The sequence below is a fragment of the Aliirhizobium wenxiniae genome (genome assembly GCF_014201355.1).
Taxonomy (GTDB): domain Bacteria; phylum Pseudomonadota; class Alphaproteobacteria; order Rhizobiales; family Rhizobiaceae; genus Neorhizobium; species Neorhizobium wenxiniae.
Genome location: NZ_JACHEG010000013.1, coordinates 71,257 through 91,421, shown reverse-complemented (window position 1 = coordinate 91,421; position 20,165 = coordinate 71,257). Strand labels below are relative to the sequence as shown.

16 protein-coding genes and 1 pseudogene are annotated in these 20,165 nt (G+C 58.0%); 13 read left to right on the top strand and 4 right to left on the bottom strand.

Annotation, left to right across the window (positions count from 1 at the left end; genetic code table 11):
- Positions 1–74 precede the first annotated feature (74 nt).
- Positions 75–998, bottom strand: coding sequence for a LysR family transcriptional regulator (locus tag HNQ72_RS28605; protein WP_183997791.1), 924 nt, complete (start codon positions 996–998; stop codon positions 75–77).
- 229 nt (positions 999–1,227) lie between these two features.
- Here HNQ72_RS28605 and HNQ72_RS28600 point away from each other — a divergent pair, with 229 nt between their 5' ends.
- From HNQ72_RS28600 to HNQ72_RS28575, 6 genes and pseudogenes are all read left to right on the top strand, one after another.
- The gene (locus tag HNQ72_RS28600) at positions 1,228–2,520 is read left to right on the top strand and encodes an ABC transporter substrate-binding protein (protein WP_183997789.1); all 1,293 of its coding nucleotides are present in this window, start codon (positions 1,228–1,230) and stop codon (positions 2,518–2,520) included.
- Positions 2,521–2,524: 4 nt separating this feature from the next.
- Positions 2,525–3,475 (top strand): carbohydrate ABC transporter permease, encoded by a 951-nt coding sequence (locus tag HNQ72_RS28595; RefSeq protein WP_183997787.1) that lies wholly within the window; start codon positions 2,525–2,527, stop codon positions 3,473–3,475.
- Between the two features lie 91 nt (positions 3,476–3,566).
- Positions 3,567–4,343, top strand: coding sequence for a carbohydrate ABC transporter permease (locus HNQ72_RS28590; RefSeq protein WP_373289516.1), 777 nt, complete (start codon positions 3,567–3,569; stop codon positions 4,341–4,343).
- A gap of 109 nt (positions 4,344–4,452) precedes the next feature.
- Positions 4,453–5,532, top strand: coding sequence for an ABC transporter ATP-binding protein (locus HNQ72_RS28585; protein ID WP_183997783.1), 1,080 nt, complete (start codon positions 4,453–4,455; stop codon positions 5,530–5,532).
- 46 nt (positions 5,533–5,578) lie between these two features.
- Positions 5,579–6,880 (top strand): Gfo/Idh/MocA family protein, encoded by a 1,302-nt coding sequence (locus HNQ72_RS28580; RefSeq protein WP_183997781.1) that lies wholly within the window; start codon positions 5,579–5,581, stop codon positions 6,878–6,880.
- Between the two features lie 308 nt (positions 6,881–7,188).
- Positions 7,189–7,863 (top strand): annotated as a pseudogene (locus HNQ72_RS28575) ((S)-ureidoglycine aminohydrolase); the annotation flags it as partial.
- A 202-nt stretch (positions 7,864–8,065) separates the two neighbouring features.
- Here the strand turns inward: HNQ72_RS28575 and HNQ72_RS28570 are convergent.
- From HNQ72_RS28570 to HNQ72_RS28560, 3 genes are all read right to left on the bottom strand, one after another.
- The gene (locus tag HNQ72_RS28570; protein ID WP_183997779.1) at positions 8,066–9,577 is read right to left on the bottom strand and encodes an ABC transporter substrate-binding protein; all 1,512 of its coding nucleotides are present in this window, start codon (positions 9,575–9,577) and stop codon (positions 8,066–8,068) included.
- A gap of 36 nt (positions 9,578–9,613) precedes the next feature.
- Entirely contained in the window at positions 9,614–10,456 is an 843-nt protein-coding gene (locus HNQ72_RS28565; RefSeq protein WP_183997777.1) for an alpha/beta fold hydrolase, read from the bottom strand.
- A 121-nt stretch (positions 10,457–10,577) separates the two neighbouring features.
- A complete protein-coding gene (locus HNQ72_RS28560; RefSeq protein WP_183997775.1) occupies positions 10,578–11,219 on the bottom strand; it encodes a GntR family transcriptional regulator in 642 nt (213 codons plus the stop codon).
- Between the two features lie 78 nt (positions 11,220–11,297).
- On the opposite strand from HNQ72_RS28560, the gene HNQ72_RS28555 reads away from it, so the two are divergent.
- The 7 genes from HNQ72_RS28555 to HNQ72_RS28525 all read left to right on the top strand — a co-directional run bounded on the left by HNQ72_RS28555 (position 11,298) and on the right by HNQ72_RS28525 (position 20,080).
- Entirely contained in the window at positions 11,298–13,433 is a 2,136-nt protein-coding gene (locus HNQ72_RS28555; RefSeq protein ID WP_183997819.1) for a hydantoinase/oxoprolinase family protein, read from the top strand.
- A gap of 5 nt (positions 13,434–13,438) precedes the next feature.
- A complete protein-coding gene (locus HNQ72_RS28550) occupies positions 13,439–15,100 on the top strand; it encodes a hydantoinase B/oxoprolinase family protein (protein WP_183997773.1) in 1,662 nt (553 codons plus the stop codon).
- Positions 15,101–15,175: 75 nt separating this feature from the next.
- Complete coding sequence (locus HNQ72_RS28545) at positions 15,176–16,210, top strand: NAD/NADP octopine/nopaline dehydrogenase family protein (protein WP_183997771.1); 1,035 nt, start codon at positions 15,176–15,178, stop codon at positions 16,208–16,210.
- Between the two features lie 95 nt (positions 16,211–16,305).
- Positions 16,306–17,223 (top strand): ABC transporter permease, encoded by a 918-nt coding sequence (locus HNQ72_RS28540; protein WP_183997769.1) that lies wholly within the window; start codon positions 16,306–16,308, stop codon positions 17,221–17,223.
- Between the two features lie 8 nt (positions 17,224–17,231).
- The gene (locus HNQ72_RS28535; RefSeq protein WP_183997767.1) at positions 17,232–18,089 is read left to right on the top strand and encodes an ABC transporter permease; all 858 of its coding nucleotides are present in this window, start codon (positions 17,232–17,234) and stop codon (positions 18,087–18,089) included.
- Between the two features lie 51 nt (positions 18,090–18,140).
- Complete coding sequence (locus HNQ72_RS28530) at positions 18,141–19,151, top strand: ABC transporter ATP-binding protein (protein ID WP_183997765.1); 1,011 nt, start codon at positions 18,141–18,143, stop codon at positions 19,149–19,151.
- Positions 19,148–20,080, top strand: a complete 933-nt coding sequence (locus tag HNQ72_RS28525) for an ABC transporter ATP-binding protein (protein WP_183997763.1) — start codon at positions 19,148–19,150, stop codon at positions 20,078–20,080. Before HNQ72_RS28530 ends, HNQ72_RS28525 begins: the two co-directional genes overlap by 4 nt.
- The last annotated feature ends 85 nt before the right edge of the window (positions 20,081–20,165 follow it).

Here is a 20,165-nt window from a genome sequence, read left to right as displayed (position 1 = left end):
GAGGTTAGTTGCCTGTGGGAGGTGGCCGGATCGGCGAAGCCAGAATATTGCTCGGAGCGAGCCTGTGATATTCTTTATAGCGGGGTCTGGAGATCGAGTTTGGAAGCCCCCCGGCGAATGAGATCTATGAACTTGCGGACATGAGGATCGGCCCGCCGCTCTGGCAGCACATAGATGCCAAGCAGCCAGCTCGGCAGCATTTCTATGCTATCGATCGCAACCTGGACCAGACCATGTTTGACGAACGAATTCGCAAGCAGGTCGGAATGTATGAGCACCGAATCTGTTTCGAGAACAAAATCCATGCAGGCCCGCATCGAATTGGAGGTAAAGGCGTGGCCGAACCTGTCCGGTTGCGGCACGCCAATGGCATTATCGATAAGCAGGCGCTTCTGACGGGCTTCAGGCGGAAAAGCCATAGTTGTCGGATAGGAGAAGATATCGCTAAGGCGCCGTGGCTGGCTGAGCAAGGGATGATCCGGGCGTACGAAGTAGCCATCCTTCGCAAGACCGAGCGGAATGAAGTCTATATCGACCTCCCGCACAAGATTTTGGATCTGATGCCCGACGAAAAGCGAGATATCGCCGGCCCAGAGCTGATCCATGCACCGCATGGCATTGCCGATGCTGACATTGATCGGCGCGTTCGGATGGTCGCGGAAATGCGCCACGACGAAGTCCTTGAGGAAGAGCGTCCAGGAAGAGTAACCGGTGCCGATGCTGATCCCGTGTTCAAACTCGGATTTCTGCCGTTCTATCGTTTCGAGCGCGTTGGAATAAAGGCGACGCATGATCAGGCTGTTCTTGTAGAGCGTCTCTCCATACGCGGTAAGGCGAACGCCGCGCGAGGAGCGTTCGAAAAGCCTGACACCAAGGCTCTCTTCCAGCTTTTTGATACTGTAGGTCAGAGCCGGTTGAGAGACGAGAAGTCGCTCCGCTGCTGCGACAAATGAGCCAAGCTCGGTCACAGCCATAAACTGCTCAAGCGATTTATCCATCGATTTCCCCAAACTCCGTGCAGGTCGCCATTACTATAAGTCAATTTTATAGAATGCGACATTTTTTGTATTTGTTTGAAAGTTGGCGCGGTTGTAATTCTCAGACAGTCGGCTGTTTGGAAACCTTCGGAGGAAAAAACGAGGTTTAGACGCCGGGGAGAACGCGTGCTGCTGGGGAGTTGGCACGGATGGCACGCATCGGATGTGTTTGCTTATTTCGGAGGAGTTCATGAGCATTTTTACGATAAATCGCCGCCATTTTCTCGGGGCCGGGCTAGGCCTCGCATCGATGCCTGTTTTGGCATCCGCGCCGAGTTTCGCTGCCGAAGGCGCTCAATTGCGCATGGTTTGGTGGGGATCGGAAGATCGTGCCCGCCGCACGAAGGATGCTGTCAAAGCTTTTGAGGGTGCCAATGCCGGTGTGACGGTGGCAACGGAATCCATGGGATGGGATGATTACTGGCCGCGACTGGCAACCCAGGTTGCTGGTGGCAATGCGCCTGATTTCATTCAGATGGATTATCGCTTCATGTTCGAATATGCGCGGCGAGGAACCATCCTACCGCTCGATCAATATATGGGATCGGAACTGAAGATCGCTGATTTCGGCGAGGCCAACCTGAAGTCCTGTTCGGTCGATGGAAAGCTCTACGGTGCCAATGTCGGCGTCAATGCTTTCGGCACGATCGTCGATACGGCGGCGTGGCAGGAGGTTGGTGCTACGGTTCCGACCTTGGGCGTGACCTGGGAACAGTATGCAGAAGCTTCGATTGCTTATGGGAAAGCCGCCAAGGGAAAGAAGAAATATGGCTCCGCAGATGGCAGCGGCAGCGAACAGCTCTTTGAAGGCTGGCTGATCTCCCGCGGCAAGTCACTCTACAAGGAAGATGGAAATCTCGGTTATGAAGCGGCAGACGCTGCCGAGTGGTTCAAGTTCTGGGCGGAACTGCGTGAGGCCGGTGGTTGCGTGCCGCCGGATGTCCAGGCTCTCTACAAGAACACGATCGAGACCTCGCCGTTGACGCTCGGGTATTCCGCATCGGATTTTGCCTTCTCAAACCAGTTTGTCGGCTTCCAGAAGGTAAACAAGCCAACGCTTGCGCTCACTGGGCAGCCGGTCGTCGCTAATGGAAAGCCCGGTCACTATCTGAAACCATCACAGATGTTCTCCGTCTCGGCAAAGTCCAAGGCACCGGAGGTGACGGCAAGGCTGATCAACTTCCTGGTCCGCGATCCGGCTGGAGCTTTGATCCTTGGGGTCGAACGCGGTGTTCCCGCATCTCCGGCGATCCGCGACGCGCTTGTCCCGCAGTTGGATGCAGCCAACACCGAGGTGGTGAAGTTCATTTCGGCTCTCACGCCTTACGTCGGCAGCCTGCCGCCTGCACCGCCGCAAGGTGCCGGTGAGATGAATGCCGTGCTGATCCGTGTCAGCCAGGAAGTTGCTTTTGAGGCATCAACGCCGGAAGCTGGTGGCGAAAGTCTGATCGCCGAAGCCAAGTCCATCCTGAAGAAGGGATGAACCGATGTCGGTGAGTGAACGGTCGCCTGCTGCGGCCGGGAATGGCGAGAGCAATGCTCTCGCCCGTTCCTATCGCGAGGCGTTTCGACGGAATGCGCCTGGTTATCTCTTTCTTGCCCCCTGGCTGATCGGTTTTTTCTGTCTGACGCTCGGTCCGGCGCTGGGGTCGCTCTATCTATCGTTGACGGATTTTGATCTTCTGCAAACGCCGAATTTCGTGGGGCTTCAGAACTATGTCCGTATGGCGACGGCCGATCCGAAGTTCGTTTCGGCCATGCGGGTGACCTTCCTTTACGTCGTGCTTTCGATGCCGCTGAAGCTCGGTTTTGCGCTCGCCGTTGCGATGATGCTTAACCGCGGACTGAAGGGATTGCCTATCTATCGTGCGGTATTCTATCTGCCGTCGCTTTTGGGCGCGTCCGTCGCAATCGCGGTTCTGTGGCGCCAGCTTTTTGCGGCCGATGGCATGGTCAACAGCATGCTTGCCATTATCGGCATCGAAGGCCCAAGCTGGATTTCGAACCCACGTTATTCTCTCTATACGCTGGTGGTTCTCTCCGTCTGGCAGTTCGGCTCGCCGATGATCATTTTTCTAGCCGGTCTTCGCCAGATTCCGACCGACATGTACGAGGCGGCAAGCCTCGACGGTGCATCGGCATCACGGCAGTTCTGGAAGATCACTTTGCCACTGCTTTCGCCGGTGATCTTCTTCAATTTCGTCATTCAGACGATCGAGGCGTTCAAGGCCTTCACGCCTGCCTTCATCGTTTCCGGCGGCACCGGCGGACCGATCAACTCGACCCTGTTTTACACGCTCTACCTCTATCAGGAGGCGTTCGGCAATTTCCGCATGGGGTATGCCTCGGCGCTCGCCTGGGTTCTGGTGATCATCATCGCGATCTTCACCGCCTTCTCGTTCCTTTCGACGCGTTATTGGGTGCATTACGATGAGTAACGAGGCACATGCACTTCCCGGTCAGGCTAGCGATCATCCTTACCTGCGCTCTGCCATACTCCACTGTCTTCTGATCGCCGCATCGTTCGTGATGCTCTATCCTATCCTCTGGATGCTGGCAGGGTCACTGAGGCCGGCGGAGGATCTTTTTGGCGGCGGCGCAAGCCTTATCCCGTCACAGGTGACGATCAGAGCCTACACACAGGGCTGGTTCGGTGTGCAGATGAGTTTCGGGCGCTTCTTCCTGAACTCGCTTTTGATTGCAACACTCGCAACGCTCGGCAACGTCTTTGCCGCTTCGCTAGCGGCCTACGCTTTTGCGCGGCTGAATTTTGTCGGGCGAAAATTCTGGTTTGCCCTGATGCTGGGCACGCTGATGCTGCCCTATCATGTGACGTTGATCCCGCAATATGTGCTGTTTCAGAACCTCGGCTGGGTCAACACCTGGCTGCCTCTGATCGTGCCGAAATATTTCGCAGTCGACGCCTTCTTCATCTTCCTGATGGTGCAGTTCTTTCGCGGAATTCCACGCGAACTTGATGAAGCCGCGCAGATGGATGGGTGTAGCCCCTGGCGCATCTACTACAAGGTCATGCTGCCGCTTTCGCTTCCCGTGCTGGCCACCGCGGCGATCTTCTCGTTCATATGGACCTGGGAGGACTTCTTCGGGCCGCTGATCTACGTCAGCGACATGAACCTTTACACCGTTCAGCTCGGATTGCGCTCTTTCATCGACTCCAGCGGGACGTCGAGCTGGAACGAGCTCTTCGCCATGTCGGTCCTGTCGCTGATCCCGATCTTTCTGATCTTCCTGTTTTTCCAGCGCCTGCTGATCGAAGGCATCGCAACGACGGGCATGAAGCGATGATTGCCCGCGACGAAACTGCTGCGGCGAGGGCGAGAAGCGCCCCGCCATCAAGCTCGACCGATCGCGGTGACGGACGACCGGCCGCGACGAACAATCACCGGAGACGTGCATGTCCACCAGCATCCAGTTGAGAAAAGTCGTGAAGCGCTTTGAGGCGCTGGAGGTAATCAAGGGCGTCGATCTCGATATCGAACCCGGAAAATTCACCGTCTTTGTCGGACCCTCCGGCTGCGGAAAGTCCACATTGCTGCGAATGATCGCTGGCCTTGAGAGCATAACTGGCGGCGATCTCCATATCGGCGGACAGAAGATGAACGATGTCGCGGCCGCCAAGCGCGGCATTGCGATGGTCTTTCAGTCCTATGCTCTTTATCCCCATATGACGGTCTACAAGAACCTCGCCTTCGGTCTGGAGACGGCCGGTGTCAGGCGTGACGAGATCGATCGCCGTGTCCGCGAGGCTGCGGAGACGCTGCGCATCACCGAATATCTCCCAAGACGCCCGAAAGCGCTTTCCGGCGGTCAGCGGCAGCGTGTTGCGATCGGACGTTCGATCGTGCGCGATCCCAATATCTTTCTCTTCGATGAACCGCTGTCCAACCTTGATGCAGAGCTGCGGGTGCAGATGCGTGTCGAGATCTCCAAGCTGCACGAACGGCTTGGCAATACGATGATCTACGTCACTCACGATCAGGTTGAAGCGATGACCATGGCGGACACTATCGTTGTGTTGCGCGGCGGTGAGGTGATGCAGGTTGGAAGCCCCCTGGAGCTCTACAACAGGCCGGCAAACCGGTTCGTCGCCGGTTTCATCGGGTCGCCGAAGATGAATTTCCTGGAGGCCGCTCGGGTCGCGACGGATGCAATCGACGTGGCGGGACAGGCAATCCAGCTTGAGCCGTATCAGCTTGGCCGCTGTCCTGCTGAAACGCCAATCACCTTCGGCATTCGGCCTGAACATATCGTGCTGGGCGGTGAGGTCGGGCAGGCTCTGGGTGAGGCGAGGGTCGATCTTGTCGAACATCTCGGTGGCAGCACCTCGGTTTACGCGACCATGCCCTCCGGTGCCAGCCTGACGGTCCTGGCCCCCGGACAGCTTTCCATCAGACATGGCGAAACGGTGCCGCTGAGATTCGACGCGGCGAACTGTCATGCGTTCGGCCCCGACGACCAGACATTGCGCAATTGAATTGATTTACCGGCTGGCCCCACCGCCGGCCAAGAAGGACAGAATGATGAAATACGCTATCGTTGGAACCGGCTCCCGTCACAAGATGTTTCGGCAGGCCGTGGCGGAAACCTATGGCCAAGAAAACAGCCTTGTCGGGCTTTGCGATATCAATGAACATCGCCTCGCCATTTCCGCTGCAGCCGTTTCGGCAAAGGGAAACGGGATCGCTACATATCGGGCGGAGCAATTCAAGGAAATGATCCATGAGCAGAAGCCGGACACGGTGATCGTTACGGTTCCGGACTATCTGCATCACGAATATATCGTCGAGGCGATGCGGGCCGGCTGCAATGTGATGACCGAAAAGCCGATGACGATCGATCTCGATAAGCTGAAGGCGATACTTGATGCACAGGCAGAGACCGGTCGCTCGATAACGGTCACATTCAACTATCGTTACACGCCGGCGCGCACACAACTCAAGGACATCCTGATGTCAGGCGCCATAGGCGAGGTCACCGCTGTCGACTTCACATGGTACCTCGATCGGGTCCATGGGGCGGATTATTTCCGCCGCTGGCATCGCGACAAGGGCCAGTCCGGTGGATTGCTGGTTCACAAGTCGACGCACCATTTCGATCTCGTCAACTGGTGGCTGGGATCGTCACCGGTCTCTGTGGCCGCCGATGGACGCCGCGCATTCTACAAGCCGCAAACCGCAGAAGCCTTCGGCCTTTCCGAGCGCGGCCCGCGATGCCATACCTGTCCCAGCGCGGATCGTTGTGATTTCAAGCTCGATCTGGAAGGCAACGAGCCGCTGCGGGAGCTTTATCTCGAGGCCGAGAATCTCGACGGTTATTTTCGCGACCTCTGTGTTTTCGACGAGGATATCACCATCGAAGATACGATGCAGGTACATGCAGTCTATGCCAATGGCGCCAGCCTGAATTACACGCTCTGCGCCTACAGTCCCTGGGAGGGGCTGGAGATCAAATTCCACGGCACCAGAGGGGAACTCTTCCATCGTCATGTGGAAGTCCATGGCGTGTTCGGTGGCAAGCAGGACAAGTCAAATGGTTCCGAGTCGATGACGACGACCCTGCATCTTGCCGGCCAGGCACCCCAGAACCTCGAAGTATGGGCAGGCGAGGGGGATCACGGCGGCGCGGACCCGGTGATGCTCGCCCACCTGTTCGATCCGTCGACCGCAGTCGACCAGTACGGCCGCGGTTCCAGCTATATCGACGGCGCGTGGTCGATCCTGACGGGGATCGCTGCCAATGCCTCGATCGAGACAGGCGAGGTGGTCCATATAGACCTTTTTCTTGCAGATCGAGGTATCCGCCTGCCGCAGAAGAAATGGTAGAACGCAAACCGCCGCTCTTTCAGGTTGGCACAGCGCCGTATCAACGCAGCCGTACGATTGAATCGCGAGGCTGCGCCAATGGAGCCGGCGCTCGGCGCTAGTCATCTTATTCTTTCTCGGTTCTCGGTAGATGCTTGGGGGCATACATTATGTGCCGAATGCAGCGACCACGGACGCAAACAATCCTGGTAGCCCTTACGGTTCAGTGGTTCGCCGATTGATGAATTGGTTAGGCGAGCTTAAACCCGAGTTATCATAACCGGGGAATAAACATGACTGACAGCAAGTACTATAGTGCTCCAGGCTGACTGCCGCGGCAGACACAACTTCTCCAGCACGGCAGTTTTCACCACGGCTTACGCGGTCATCCCCGGTACCGTGATGAGCGACGTCGTCACCAGCGTTCTGCCGCATTGGGAGGAGACGCGCGCGTGGATCATCAGCCGCCCGCTATCCGGTTTCGCCGAAACCTTCTCGCAATATATCATCGAGGTGCTGCCGGGCGGCGGCAGCGACAGGCCGGCGCCGGATATCCGCGCCTCCGCTGCCATATTCGTGGTAACCAGCGATCTGATAATCGAGCTCGACGGAACTGGACATAGCTTGCGGGAGGGATCTTTTGCCTATCTTCCCGCCGGTTCGACGTGGACGTTGCGCGGCGAAGCGAAAAGGCCTGCCGTTTCCACTGAGTGCGCGAGGTATTTAAGGTGGTGGACGGGCTCGGAGCGCCGCCGGCGATATTCACGCATGAGGACGAGTGTGTTCTGGACTGGATGCCGGATACCGAAGGCCTCTGGGCATCGACACGTTTCATCGATCCTTCCGGCGTCCGTTACGACATGCACCTGAACATCCTCACGTTCGAGCCCGGTGCGGTCATTCCGTTGATGGAGACCCATATCATGGAGCATGGTCTCTATTCTCTGGGAGGCAAGGCGGTCTATCGCCTCAACCAGGACTGGGTGGAGGTCGAAGCCGGGGACTAAACCTAGGTCCTTTGTGAGGAAATGTAGTGCGATAGCTATCCTCTAATGGCAGGGGCGACGGTTCGCGTCCCTTCAAGAGCTTACGCGATGGTCACTTACTATCCGTGACTTAAGGGAACTCAGGGATTGAAGGCATGCAAAATCGAGCGCCAATCCAAAGACTGGCGCTCCCTCTCATCTTCGGGAGTGCCGAATTACCTCAGTTGACGGGCTTCATGTCGAAAGCGCGAACCCAGTCGTCACCACGGGCCTGCCAGGTGATTTTTTTGGAAATGCCGTAGGTGGCCGGCTGGGCATAGAGGAAGAGTGCACCGGCCTGATCGCACATCAGCTTGGTAGCGTCGGCATAGATCTTCTTGCGATCATCGGGAACAGTGGATGCGCGGCCTGCGTCGAGCAGTTTGCCGAAATCCGCGTTGTTCCAGTAATCGTAGACATTACCCGGTGCGAACATGGTCAGCATGCCATCGGCATCGATCGTCGGCCAGGCAAGACCCTGAACGGCGATCTGGGCGAGGTTGCGCTCCTTGATCTGCTTGTTCATGAAAGCGCCGAACTCGATTTCGGTGATCTTCACGTTGAGGCCCACTTCCTGGAGCTGGGACGCAATAACCTGGGTAACCTCCTCGCCCTGCAGATAGGTCGCCGTTGGAATTTCGATCTCGATCTGCTGGCTGAGATCGACACCGGATTCCTTCAGGAGTTCGGTGGCTTTTTCCGGATCATAGGGATAGGCCTTCAGGTCCGGGTTGTAGCCGAAATATGCCGGGGTCAACAGCTGGCAATCGGAGACGGTTGCTCTGCCATCGAAAATCGACGCGACGATGCCCTCCTTGTCGATCGCGTAATTGATCGCCTGGCGGAACTTGAGGTTTTCGAACGGCTTCTTCTGGTGGTTGAACTTGCCGAGCATCGTGCGGATGGAATCGATCGCATCGGCAGTGGCACGGCCGCCCTCGTTGATCCGCTTTATCTCGGTGGTCGGGAGGCCGGTGATAAGGTCGATTTCACCAGCCTCGAGCGCTGCGGTACGGGCTGCAGATTCCGGAATGATGCGGAAGTTTACCGTCTTGAAGTCCGGCTTCTGTCCCCAGTATTCAGGGTTCGGAACCAGGGTGATGTGATCGCCCGGAACGTTTTCCTTGATCATGTATGGACCGCCGGACATGGTTTCCGTCGCCGGCTTGTGGGTCTTGGCCCATTCCGGCGGCAGCAGGAAGAACATCGACAGCTGGTCGGCAAGCGCCGGATAGGGCGAAGACGTCTTGATCTCGACTGTCGTCGGGTTGATCACATTGGCGCTGGAGACGAGACTGAACCAGCCGGCGATGCGGGCGCCAACACTCTTGTCGAGCACGCGGTCGATATTCCATTTCACCGTAGCCGCATCGATTTTCTCGCCATTGGCGAAATGCGCCCCGTCAACCAGTTCGAAGCGCCAGGTATTCGCGTCGACCATGGTCCAGTTTTTCGCCACGTCGCCCTTCAGCTTGTAGTCCGGACCGCGCACGATCAGGGCGGGATAAATATGGCTGATGACGCTGAGGTCGGAGCCAACCGATGCACTCATGTGCGGATCCAGCGTATTGACCGAAACGCGCAGCGCGATCGTTACCGCATCGGTTGCTTGTGCAAAGACAGGTGCGGAAAAGCCGGCGATGGAAAGAAACGTCGCGCCATAAAGGGCAAGAGCAGTCTTGGTAAAGCGCATTTCGGACTTCCTTGTGAGGTGAAGGGGGGATGAGGCTCAGGGCGCAGTACGCGCCAGGAATTCACGGATGGCAGCAACGACCGTCGCATTGGCTTCCACATGAACGGCGTGGTTGGCGTTAGGGACTTCCAGCAGCTCGGCCTTGGGAATGTGCTCCGCAATGTAGCGCGAATGGTTCGGCGGGCAGATCCAGTCCTTGGCGCCGCAAATCACCAGTGTCGGTACATCGATATCCTTCAACCGGTCACGAACGTCATAAATTCGTTCCGCAAACAGCGCGTTGTGGGTCTCGGCGTGCAGATGCATGGTCCGGGTGCGCTCAAGCGCTGCGTCCGGATCGAATTCCTCGTAATAGAGCGGCTGCAGCGCGAGCCAGATCAGCCTCAACTCCATGTCATCCTTCACCTTATCGGAAAACAGCTTTTCCAGCATGGTTACAGATGCGCTGGGCGCCTTGTGCAGCCGTTCCTTGAAGGTGACAAAAGCGTCGTCCTCGTTGTGATGGCTGGGAGCGGTGCCCCTGAGGATGAGACGGGACAGGCCATGCGGATGGCGAACCGCATAGGTGAGCGCGATCATCCCGCCGAAGGAGCCCCCTTGCAAGATCATCTTCCTGTCGCCGCAGAAATGCAGACGAAAGGCTTCCAGATCGTCAGCAAATTGTTCGAAGTTATAGGGCGGTGTCAGGCTTGTTTCACCGCAGCCGCGCTGGTCATAGGCAATCAGGCGATAGTTGTCGGAAAGCGACTTGTAGGCATTGAACTCGCCCTTGCGGTCACCGATCCCACGGCCTCCATGAAGAGCGAAGACCACCTCGGCGTCCTTGTCGCCGATATCATCATAAACGAACGTCGCCCCGTTGAGCTCTATCGTCGGCATCCAGATCTGTTCCCGTTTCGCGAGGCAGTTCTTGCCGCCTCAAAATTATTGCAAAAATGAGAACATGAAATGGCGCCAATTTCAAACCAAATTTTTGCTCAGTTGGAACAGGCTGTAGAAATCAATTCTGAAGGTGCCGGGCGCCCACATGTTTTTCGGTGACGAGGCGTAACCGGTCCGCGTCACGGGTGCGCAGGCATTCTATCATCTCGAAATGCTCTCGGGCCGAGCGCTCCAGTTCCGCCGGCGTATTGCTGGCGCGCTGGGCGGCGAGCGGCACACGGCGGCGCAGATCCCAGATGATCTCGACCATGACGGGGTTTTTGCAAGAGGTGAGCAGTTCGCGATGGAAGGCGAGATTGGCTTCGTCCTGATCTGCAAGCGTGCCAGTTTTCAGTGTCTCGGAAAATTCGCTTGCAAGATAGGACAGGCGAGCAAGGGATTCCCCGGTGACATTGGCGATCAGCTCATCCGCAATCGATTTTTCCACATGGGCGCGGGCGCCGCGAACGTTGTTGGCATGGGCCTGATCGACCGAAGGAACGTAGTAGCCGCGATTGGGTAGCCGCTGCACGATTTTGCGCGATTGCAGCTGCTCCAGGGCATGACGCAATGTCAGCCGCGTGCACTGATACCGCTCTTCGAGATCGATCTGTTTCAACCACATTCCGGGAGCGAGCTTGCCGCTATAGATGTCGGTTTCGATCTGTTCGATCAGCGGTCTCGGATCTTTCTCTCCGCCTGTCTCAACCGTCGTGTCCATCTGCCGTTTCCTGCCTTTGATGCCGTCCTCCTGCGGTGGGCCGGCTTGTGGTTTTTATCCTATCAGCGATTTGCTGCGTTGACACCATCCAAAATTGGCGCCAATCTTGTTGAAGATTTCAATCCAACGGTGGTTCATATTATCGTGGCACAGAGCGCAGTTTCCCGTTACCGCATCGGCGTCGACTCCGGCGGCACCTTCACCGACGTCTGCATTTTCGACGAGACGAAGCAGGAAATGTTCGTCTGGAAGGTTTCCTCAACACCGGCCGATCCGTCCGAGGGCATCGCAAACGGCATTGTCCAGGGGCTGCAGTCGCTTCCCGAAGGTGGTGCCCGCCCCGATGCGGTGGCCTATTTCGGTCATGGCACCACGGTCGGAACCAACGCGCTGATCCAGGGGCGCGGTGCGGCCTCCGGTCTCATCACCACCGACGGTTTTCGCGACGTGCTGGAGATCGGCCGACAGAAGCGCCCCGAACTGTATTCGCTGCAGACGGTAAAGCCGCCGCTGCTTGCCACCCGCGATATGCGCAAGGAAGTGCGTGAACGCGTGCTTTATGACGGTACAATCGCAGTGCCGCTTCATGAAGACGACGTGCGCCAGGCGGTGCGGGAGTTGAAGGAAGCCGGCATCAAGGCGATCGCCATCTGCACGCTGTTCTCCTTCGTCGAGCCGGGCCATGAAAAGCGAATCCGCGAGATCGTGGAGGAAGAAATTCCCGACGCGTTCATCAGCGTATCGCACGAAATCGCCCCGGAGTTCCGCGAATATGAACGCGTTTCTACGACAGTGGTCAATGCCTATCTCGGCCCGATCATGCGCAGCTATCTCGACCGGCTGACGCCGCGTCTGGAAGCTGCAGGCGTTCATGCGGAAGCGCACCTGACGCAGAGCAATGGCGGCGTTATTTCCTGTGATACGGCAAAGAAGCAGCCGGTTCGCACAGTACTTTCAGGCCCGGCCGCAGGTGTGACGGCGGCACTGGAGATCGGCAAGGCGACAGGCAGCAATAACCTCATCACCTTCGATATGGGCGGCACGTCGAGCGATGTTTCGCTGATCGACGGCGGCAAGCCGCAGATGGCAAACGACATCGTCGTGCATGGTTATCCGCTGAAAGTGCCGATGCTCGACATTCACACGGTCGGCGCAGGCGGCGGTTCGATCGCCTATGTCGATAATGGCCTCCTGAAAGTCGGCCCGCGCAGCGCCGGCGCAAATCCAGGCCCGGTCTGCTATGGCCTCGGCAACGAAGAGCCGACCGTCACCGACGCCAATATTGTCCTCGGCGTCCTCAATCAGACTCATCTCCTCAACGGCCGCATGAAGATCGATGCCGAGGCTTCAAAGCGCGCCGTTGCACGCCTTGCCGCCGATCTCGGCATCGACGTCATGGATGCCGCGCAGGGCATCATCCGGGTCGTCACTGCAAACATGGCAAAGGCGATTCGCGTGATTTCCGTCGAGCGCGGTTATGACCCGCGCGATTACACCATGCTCGCCTTCGGAGGTGCCGGCCCGATCCACGCGGCGCGTCTTGCCAAGGAGCTGGATATTCCGCGCCTGATGATCCCGAAACATCCGGGCATCATGTGCGCGCTTGGCCTGCTGCAGGCTGATCTGCGGACGAACATCTCGCTTACCCGTATGGCGCCGCTCACATCTGCATCACTTTCGGCCATCGACGACGGTTTTGCGCAGCTGCGCGAACGTGCCGACGCGTGGTTCGAGCAGGAAAAAATTCCGGCTGTAGACCGCCATCTCCGACTTGCGATGGATATGCGTTACGGTGGCCAGGGCTACGAGCTGACGGTCGATCGCCCCGAAGGTCTGACAGGTGAGGAATTGCTTGACGCGATGAAGGCCGGCTTCGAGCGCGCACATATGCAACTCTACGGTTATATCGCCGCGGAAGAGCCGATCCAGATCATCACGTTGCGTATCGAGGCGATCGGCAATGTGCCGAAGGCGGAGGTCAACTCCTATCCGACGGCAACCACAGAGGTGAAAGCTGCGGTCGTTGGCGAGCGCACCGTCTACCTGCCGGAACTCGGCGGCTTCACGCCTTGCCCGCTTTATGACCGGACCTTGCTCGGCCCCGGCCATGTGGTTGCCGGCCCAGCGGTTGTCGAACAGATGGATTCCACCACGCTCATCCTCCCGAACCAGTCGGCTACCGTCGATTCCCAACTCAACCTGATCATCGAGTGAGCGCCATGAACCAGACTGTTTCACCCAAGACGAAGCTGCCTGCGGTCGATCCCGTGACGACCGAAGTGATCGGCAGCGCGCTGTCCACCATCGTCGAGGAAATGGGCAAGGCCATCGTGCGCGCCGCATATTCGACCAATATCAAGGAGCGTCAGGACTGCTCCACGGTGATCTTCGACGCCGAAGGCCGTACACTGGCACAGGCAGAACGTATCCCCGTCCATCTCGGCTCGCTTTTGGGTATTGCCGACTACGTGCTGAACAAGTGTGACCTGTCCACAGTCGAGCCAGGCGATGTCTTCGTCGGCAACGACGCCCATACGGGCGGTGGCACCCACCTCAACGACATCGTTTTCCTGGAACCGGTGTTCTTCGAAGGCGAACTCGTCGCTTGGGTAACGAACCTTGCCCACCATTCGGATTTCGTCGATCGCGGCCATGCTCATATCTTCCAGGAAGGCTTGCGCATTCCGCCGATCCGACTTTATCGCAAGGGCGTGCTTCAGCAGGATATCATGGATCTGATCCTGCTGAACTGCCAGGTGCCGCGCGAGCGCATCAACGACTTCCGAGCCCAGATGGCCGCCAATCGCCTTGGCGTGCAGCGCTATCAGGCGCTGTGCGAAAAATACGGCAAGCAGATCGTCGCAGCTGCCGGCGTCGAGGTGTTGAACTATGCCGACCGCAAGACCCGCGCCGGCATTGCCCGTATCCCGGATGGCGTCTACGAACATAGCTGCCGCTTCGACAGCAATCTTGTCGAAGACGTCATGGACCTCAAGGTGAAGATCGAGGTGAAGGGCGACGAGATCTTCTTCGATCTTGCCGGCAACCCCGAGCAGGTGCGTGCGCCGATCAACATGGTGATGACGGCAACGCTGGCGACGGTCTATTTTGCCGTCAAGGCCTTGGTCGATCCTGATATTCCAGCCAATTCCGGCTTCCACCGCGCTATCCATGTGACAGCACCGGAAGGCACGTTGTTCAACGCCGTCGCACCGGCTGCAGTTTACAGCCGTACCGACCCGGGTCAGCGCCTGGTCGACCTGATTTTCGCAGCACTCTCAAAGGCTATTCCGGAAGAGGTCTGCGCAGCCTGCACCGGCGGCGGTCTTCTGACCTTCAGCGGCATGCATCCGCGTACCGGCCGCTTCTATGTCTACAACGAGATGTGCGGCGGCTCCATGGGTGGCCGCGCCCATATGGACGGGCTGGATGGCGTGCAGGTCCACACGACCAATACCGCCAATATCCCGATCGAAGCGCTCGAATACGAGCATCCGGTCATGGTCGAACGTTATGAACTTGTCGAAGATTCCGGTGGTCCCGGCAAATTCCGCGGCGGCATGACGATGCGCCGCAAGGTGAAAATCCTCGACCATACGGCAACGATTTCCGCCGGCGGCACCAATGCGGTTATCCCGCCATGGGGTCTCTTTGGCGGTCAGGACGGCCGCACGACCAATGTCGAACTGGGCGAAGGCGTTGCGCCGCTGAAACGTCGTGCCGGCATCGTCGGTGCAGGCCAGACGGTTGCCATGGTTGCGTCGTCTGGCGGCGGTTACGGCGATCCGAAGGAACGCGATCGGGAACTGGTTCGCAAGGATCTGCGCGAAGGCCGCATTTCCGAAAAGGCAGCGCGCGAAATCTACGGTCTGGACATCTGAGGCGCTCCGGTGCGCCGGGCGAGCCTCGGTGCATCGATGCGGACAAGCAGATGCCGATAAACAAGGGGAACAGGCATGCGCATTGGTATCGTGGGATGTGGCGGTGTTGCCCTCGGTTATGCGGCAATGCTGACCGAGAGAGGGAACGACCCTGTCCTTTGGTCACCGTCGGGTAAAAGTGCCGCGGAACTGCGCGGCGCGGAACTGCGCGGCGCGGAACTGGAGGTGTCCGGAGTTCTGGAAACGCGTTTCCGCCCGGTATTCGCAAGCGACCCTCAAGTGCTTATGGAACATGCGGAAGTGGTGATCATCGCCGTGCCCGGTTATGGGCACAAGGTCGTCATCGACGCCATTACTCCTTTCGCCAGAAGCGGACAGACATTCATCGTCAGCGCTCAGCTTTCCTTGAGCGCAACCTATCTATGGCAGCGGTTGCAGGCCAGCGGCATAGCTGCAAACGTCGTAGCCTGGGCAACGACCGCACTGATGTCGCGTCGTTCCGGTCCGCACAGCATTTCCATCGGCGGTATCCGATCCAGGCTTGAGGCTGCAGTTCTGCCTGCAGGCGGCGATGGTTCGGCTATCGCACTATGCAGGGATCTGTTCGGCGATCGCTTTACTGAAGTGGCCGAGATCACGGCGATTGCGCTCAGCAATCTAAACCCGCCGATCCATCTCGCCAGCGCGCTATGCAACTTCACCCGCATCGAAAAGGGCGAATACTGGGCCAATTACGACGGGATTACACCCTCCGTCGCCCGCATGATCGAAGCGCTCGATGCCGAAAGATTGGCTGTCGCAAAAGCCTACGGCGTGACGGTGCGCACGGTGCATGAACACTACCATCTGACATTCGGCTTCGAGCCCGGTCGAACGCTCGCGGAAATGGCTGCGGCGGTTCACGAAAAACGTAAAGGCCCACCCGGCCCGGTAACCACCGACACGCGGTTCGTCACCGAGGACGTGCCGTTCGGCATCGTGCCGGTCATCGCGCTTGCGGATAAAAGCGGAGTTCCCGTGCCATTGCACAAGGCGGGCCTCGTGGTGGTCAACGCGCTTTACGGAAGACAATTCGAAAATGAGAATGATCTTCTTTCATGGGTAGCTTAACTGTCCGGTCTCGTGATTTTCTGGAAGCGCATGACGATGATTCATAAAGAACAGGCAAGACAGATTTTCGCCACCGCACGAGCCGGAGGCCGGGCATGACGCGTTATCTACTGACCAAGCTGATCGAGGCTTTCATTGCGATCTGGGGTGTCGTGACGATCGTATTTTTCGTCAGTCGCATCCTGGGTGATCCCGCGGTACTTCTCGTGCCGGTCGGCGCAGGCCAGCAGGAAATCGACAACTTGCGTGCGGCTCTCGGTCTCGATCGGCCGCTGCTTGAACAATATTTCCACTCTCTGCTTTCGATGTTGAAAGGCGATTTCGGTATCTCATTCCAGCACACTCGGCCTGCACTCGACGTTGTTCTGGAACGTACGCCTGCCACCGCATCGCTTGCGGGCCTTGCTCTGCTTTTCGGTACGCTGATCGGTGCCGCTGCTGGTGCCATTGCCGCTTTGATGCGTGGTACGGTGGCAGAGTTCATCGTCATGGTCGCAGCATTGCTCGGCCAGGCAACCCCGACCTTCTGGCTCGGCATCATGCTGATCCTGTTGTTTTCGGTCGAACTTGGGCTTCTTCCCACTGGAGGGGCAGGAACATGGCTGCACTACATCTTGCCGGGCCTTACGTTATCGGTCTTCGTTTCCGCATCCATCGCGCGCCTCCTGCGTTCCTCGCTTCTCGACATCATGCGCGAAGACTACGTCCGCACCGCGCGCGCCAAGGGCCTGATGCCTCGCACCGTGTTCTTCTGGCATATCGCCCGTAACGCTCTTATCCCGGTCGTGACGATGATCGGCATCATCGCTGGTGAATTGCTGGGCGGTTCTGTGGTGATCGAGACGGTGTTTGCATGGCCGGGCGTCGGGCGCGTCATCGTCCAGGGCATTCAGGCGCAGGACTTTCCCGTCATCCAAGCCGGTGTCACGCTCGTTGCCGCTATCTTCGTTTTCGTCAACCTGCTGGTCGATCTGCTTTACGGCGTACTCGATCCCCGTATTCGTCGAGGCTGAGCGCGGTCATGAAACCTTTCCTTTCTGCCCTTTTGAGAAGCCGCGCCGGACTATTCGGGTTCGTGCTCGTTATGCTCTTCGTCGCCGGCGCAATTCTGGCGCCGTATCTGGGGCTGGCGTCGCCTATCCGCTCAAGCCTGACTTCGCGCATGGTCGCCCCGACATGGACTGGCCTCTTCTCGCCCGGTGCTCACCCGCTCGGAACCGATGAACTCGGCCGGGATATTCTTTCGCGCATCCTCTACGGCAGCCGCACGACATTGCTGATCGCGGCAGGTGCCGTCATCCTCGGAGGTGCCGTCGGAACTTTGCTCGGTATCGTCGCCGGTTATTATCGTGGCATCGTCGATCGTATCCTTATGCGTGTCGTTGATATCCAGCTGGCGTTGCCCCTGATGCTTTTGGCACTGCTGGTGGTGGCGGCAGTCGGCGCCTCGACGCAAAATCTGGTCATCGTTCTGGCCCTGACGAGCTGGCTGCGTTACGCCCGTATCATCCGCGGCCAGGTTCTGGCGCTGCGCGAACGCGAATTCATCCTGTCGGCCCATGCGATCGGTGCCGGGACATGGCGGATCATGATCAAGCACCTGCTTCCAAATGTCATGACGCCGGTTCTGGTGATTGCGACACTGGAACTCGCACGTATCATCATCATGGACGCAGCCTTGTCCTTTCTCGGCCTTGGTGTTCAGCCTCCGAGCCCAAGCTGGGGACGGATGCTGGCGGATGGTCGCGTCTATATTACGACTGCCTGGTGGATTGTGACCTTCCCGGGTCTCGCCATTCTTCTCACCGTTCTCAGCGTCAATTTGCTCGGCGACTGGCTGCGTGACTATTTCGACCCGAAACTGAGGACTGCGCGATGATTTTCATGAATTTACGCGCGTCTTCCAACGGTCCTTCGGAGTTTTGACGCAATGGCACCGCTTCTCGATGTCCGCAATCTCACCGTCGTCTTCGATACGCCTGCCGGTACTGTGCATGCGGTCAACGATGTCTCCTACACGATCGAAGAGGGCGAAACGCTCGGCATTGTTGGCGAATCCGGTTCCGGCAAGAGCGTTCATGCATTGTCCATGGTCGGGCTGATCGCCCGCCCGCCGGGACGTATCGTCAGCGGCGAGGTCTATTTTAAAGGTCGGGATCTGCTGAGGCTGTCTCAACGCGAGTTGTTCGACCTGCGCGGCAAGGAAATCGGCTTTGTTTTCCAGGATCCGATGACTTCACTCAATCCGGTGCTGACTGTTGAACGCCAGATTGCCGAACCGTTGCGGCGGCACTTCAATCTTTCGAAAAGCCAGGCGCGCGAGCGTGTCGTGGAATTGCTGGAACTTGTTGGCATTCCTAATGCCCGCGCACGTATCGGCCAGTACCCACACGAATTCTCCGGCGGCATGCGTCAACGGGTGATGATCGCGATCGGTATTGCCTGCAATCCGAAGCTTCTGATCGCTGACGAGGCGACGACGGCGCTTGACGTAACCGTTCAGGCGCAAATCCTTGATCTGGTCCGTGATCTGAAGAAGAAGATCGGCACGACGGTAATCTGGATCACTCACGACATGGGCGTGGTCGCGGGGCTGGCCGATACGATCCAGGTCATGTATGGCGGACGCATCATGGAGCGTGGACCGGTGGATGCCGTGTTCGAAGATCCTCGCAGCGCCTATACCTGGGGTCTGTTGAAGTCGCTGCCGCATGGCGGCAAGCGCGGCGAGACGCGCCTTTACCAGATCCCCGGAAATCCGCCGAATCTGATAAACGAACCGATCGGTGATCCCTTTGCGCCGCGCAATGCATTTGCCACCGAGCGATGCCTGCGCGAGACGCCACCGTTGAAACAGATGGAAGGCAGCCTTCCGGGCCACAAGGCTGCGGTCTGGTATGACCTGCGTGAAGAACTCAAGAAGCAGGAGGCAAAGGTATGAGCGTTGACCGGACTATCGCGCCGCCGCAAAAGCCCCTCGTGATCGCCGACCGCCTCTGCAAGACATTCGGTGGTGGCCGCAGTCTGTTCGGTTCAGCCGCACCGGCGCTGAAAGCAGTCGATAATGTGAGCTTCGAGATATTTCCGGGCGAAACACTTGGATTGGTCGGAGAATCCGGTTCTGGCAAGAGCACGACGGGCCGCGTTCTTCTGCAGCTTGAGGAGCCGACCAGCGGCGATATCATCTTCAAGGGGCAAAATCTCACGGGCCTGTCAAAGTCGCTGTTGAAACCGCATCGACGCGACATGCAGATCATCTTTCAGGATCCCTATTCGTCGCTCAATCCACGCATGACCGTGGGCGAATTCGTTGCCGAACCGTTGATTGTACATGGAGCTGTAACCAACAAGTCCGAGCGGAACGACAGGGTTGCCGCGCTTTTTCGCAAAGTAGGTCTCGATCCGTCCTTCATGACGCGATATCCGCATGAATTTTCCGGTGGCCAGCGCCAGAGGGTCTGCATCGCTCGCGGTATCGCGCTCGATCCGGCCTTCATTGTTGCCGACGAACCGATTACAGCGCTCGACGTCTCCATCCAGGCACAGATCGTCAACCTGTTTCAGGATCTGCAAGATGAACTCGGCCTGACCTACCTGTTTATCGCTCACGATCTCTCGATGATACGCTATCTCTGCCATCGCGTTGCCGTTATGCTACGTGGCAGGATCGTCGAAATCGGGCCCTGCGAAGCAATCTTCGAAAATCCGCAGCATCCGTATACGCGGGCGTTGCTTTCCGCGATCCCGGTGCCCGACCCGAAGATCGAGCGCAACCGCCGGCCCATAGCGTTTGATGTGAATGCCAACCCTATACCCGAAGCTGCAACCTTGAGAACCGTTGGCGAGGGCCATCTTGCCTTGCTCTACTAGGATCGGTCATTTTTCCATTCGGACGAACTTGATAAACGCAACACATCACCTTTCAATCTGACCCAATTAAAGCCTTGGAGCTTGC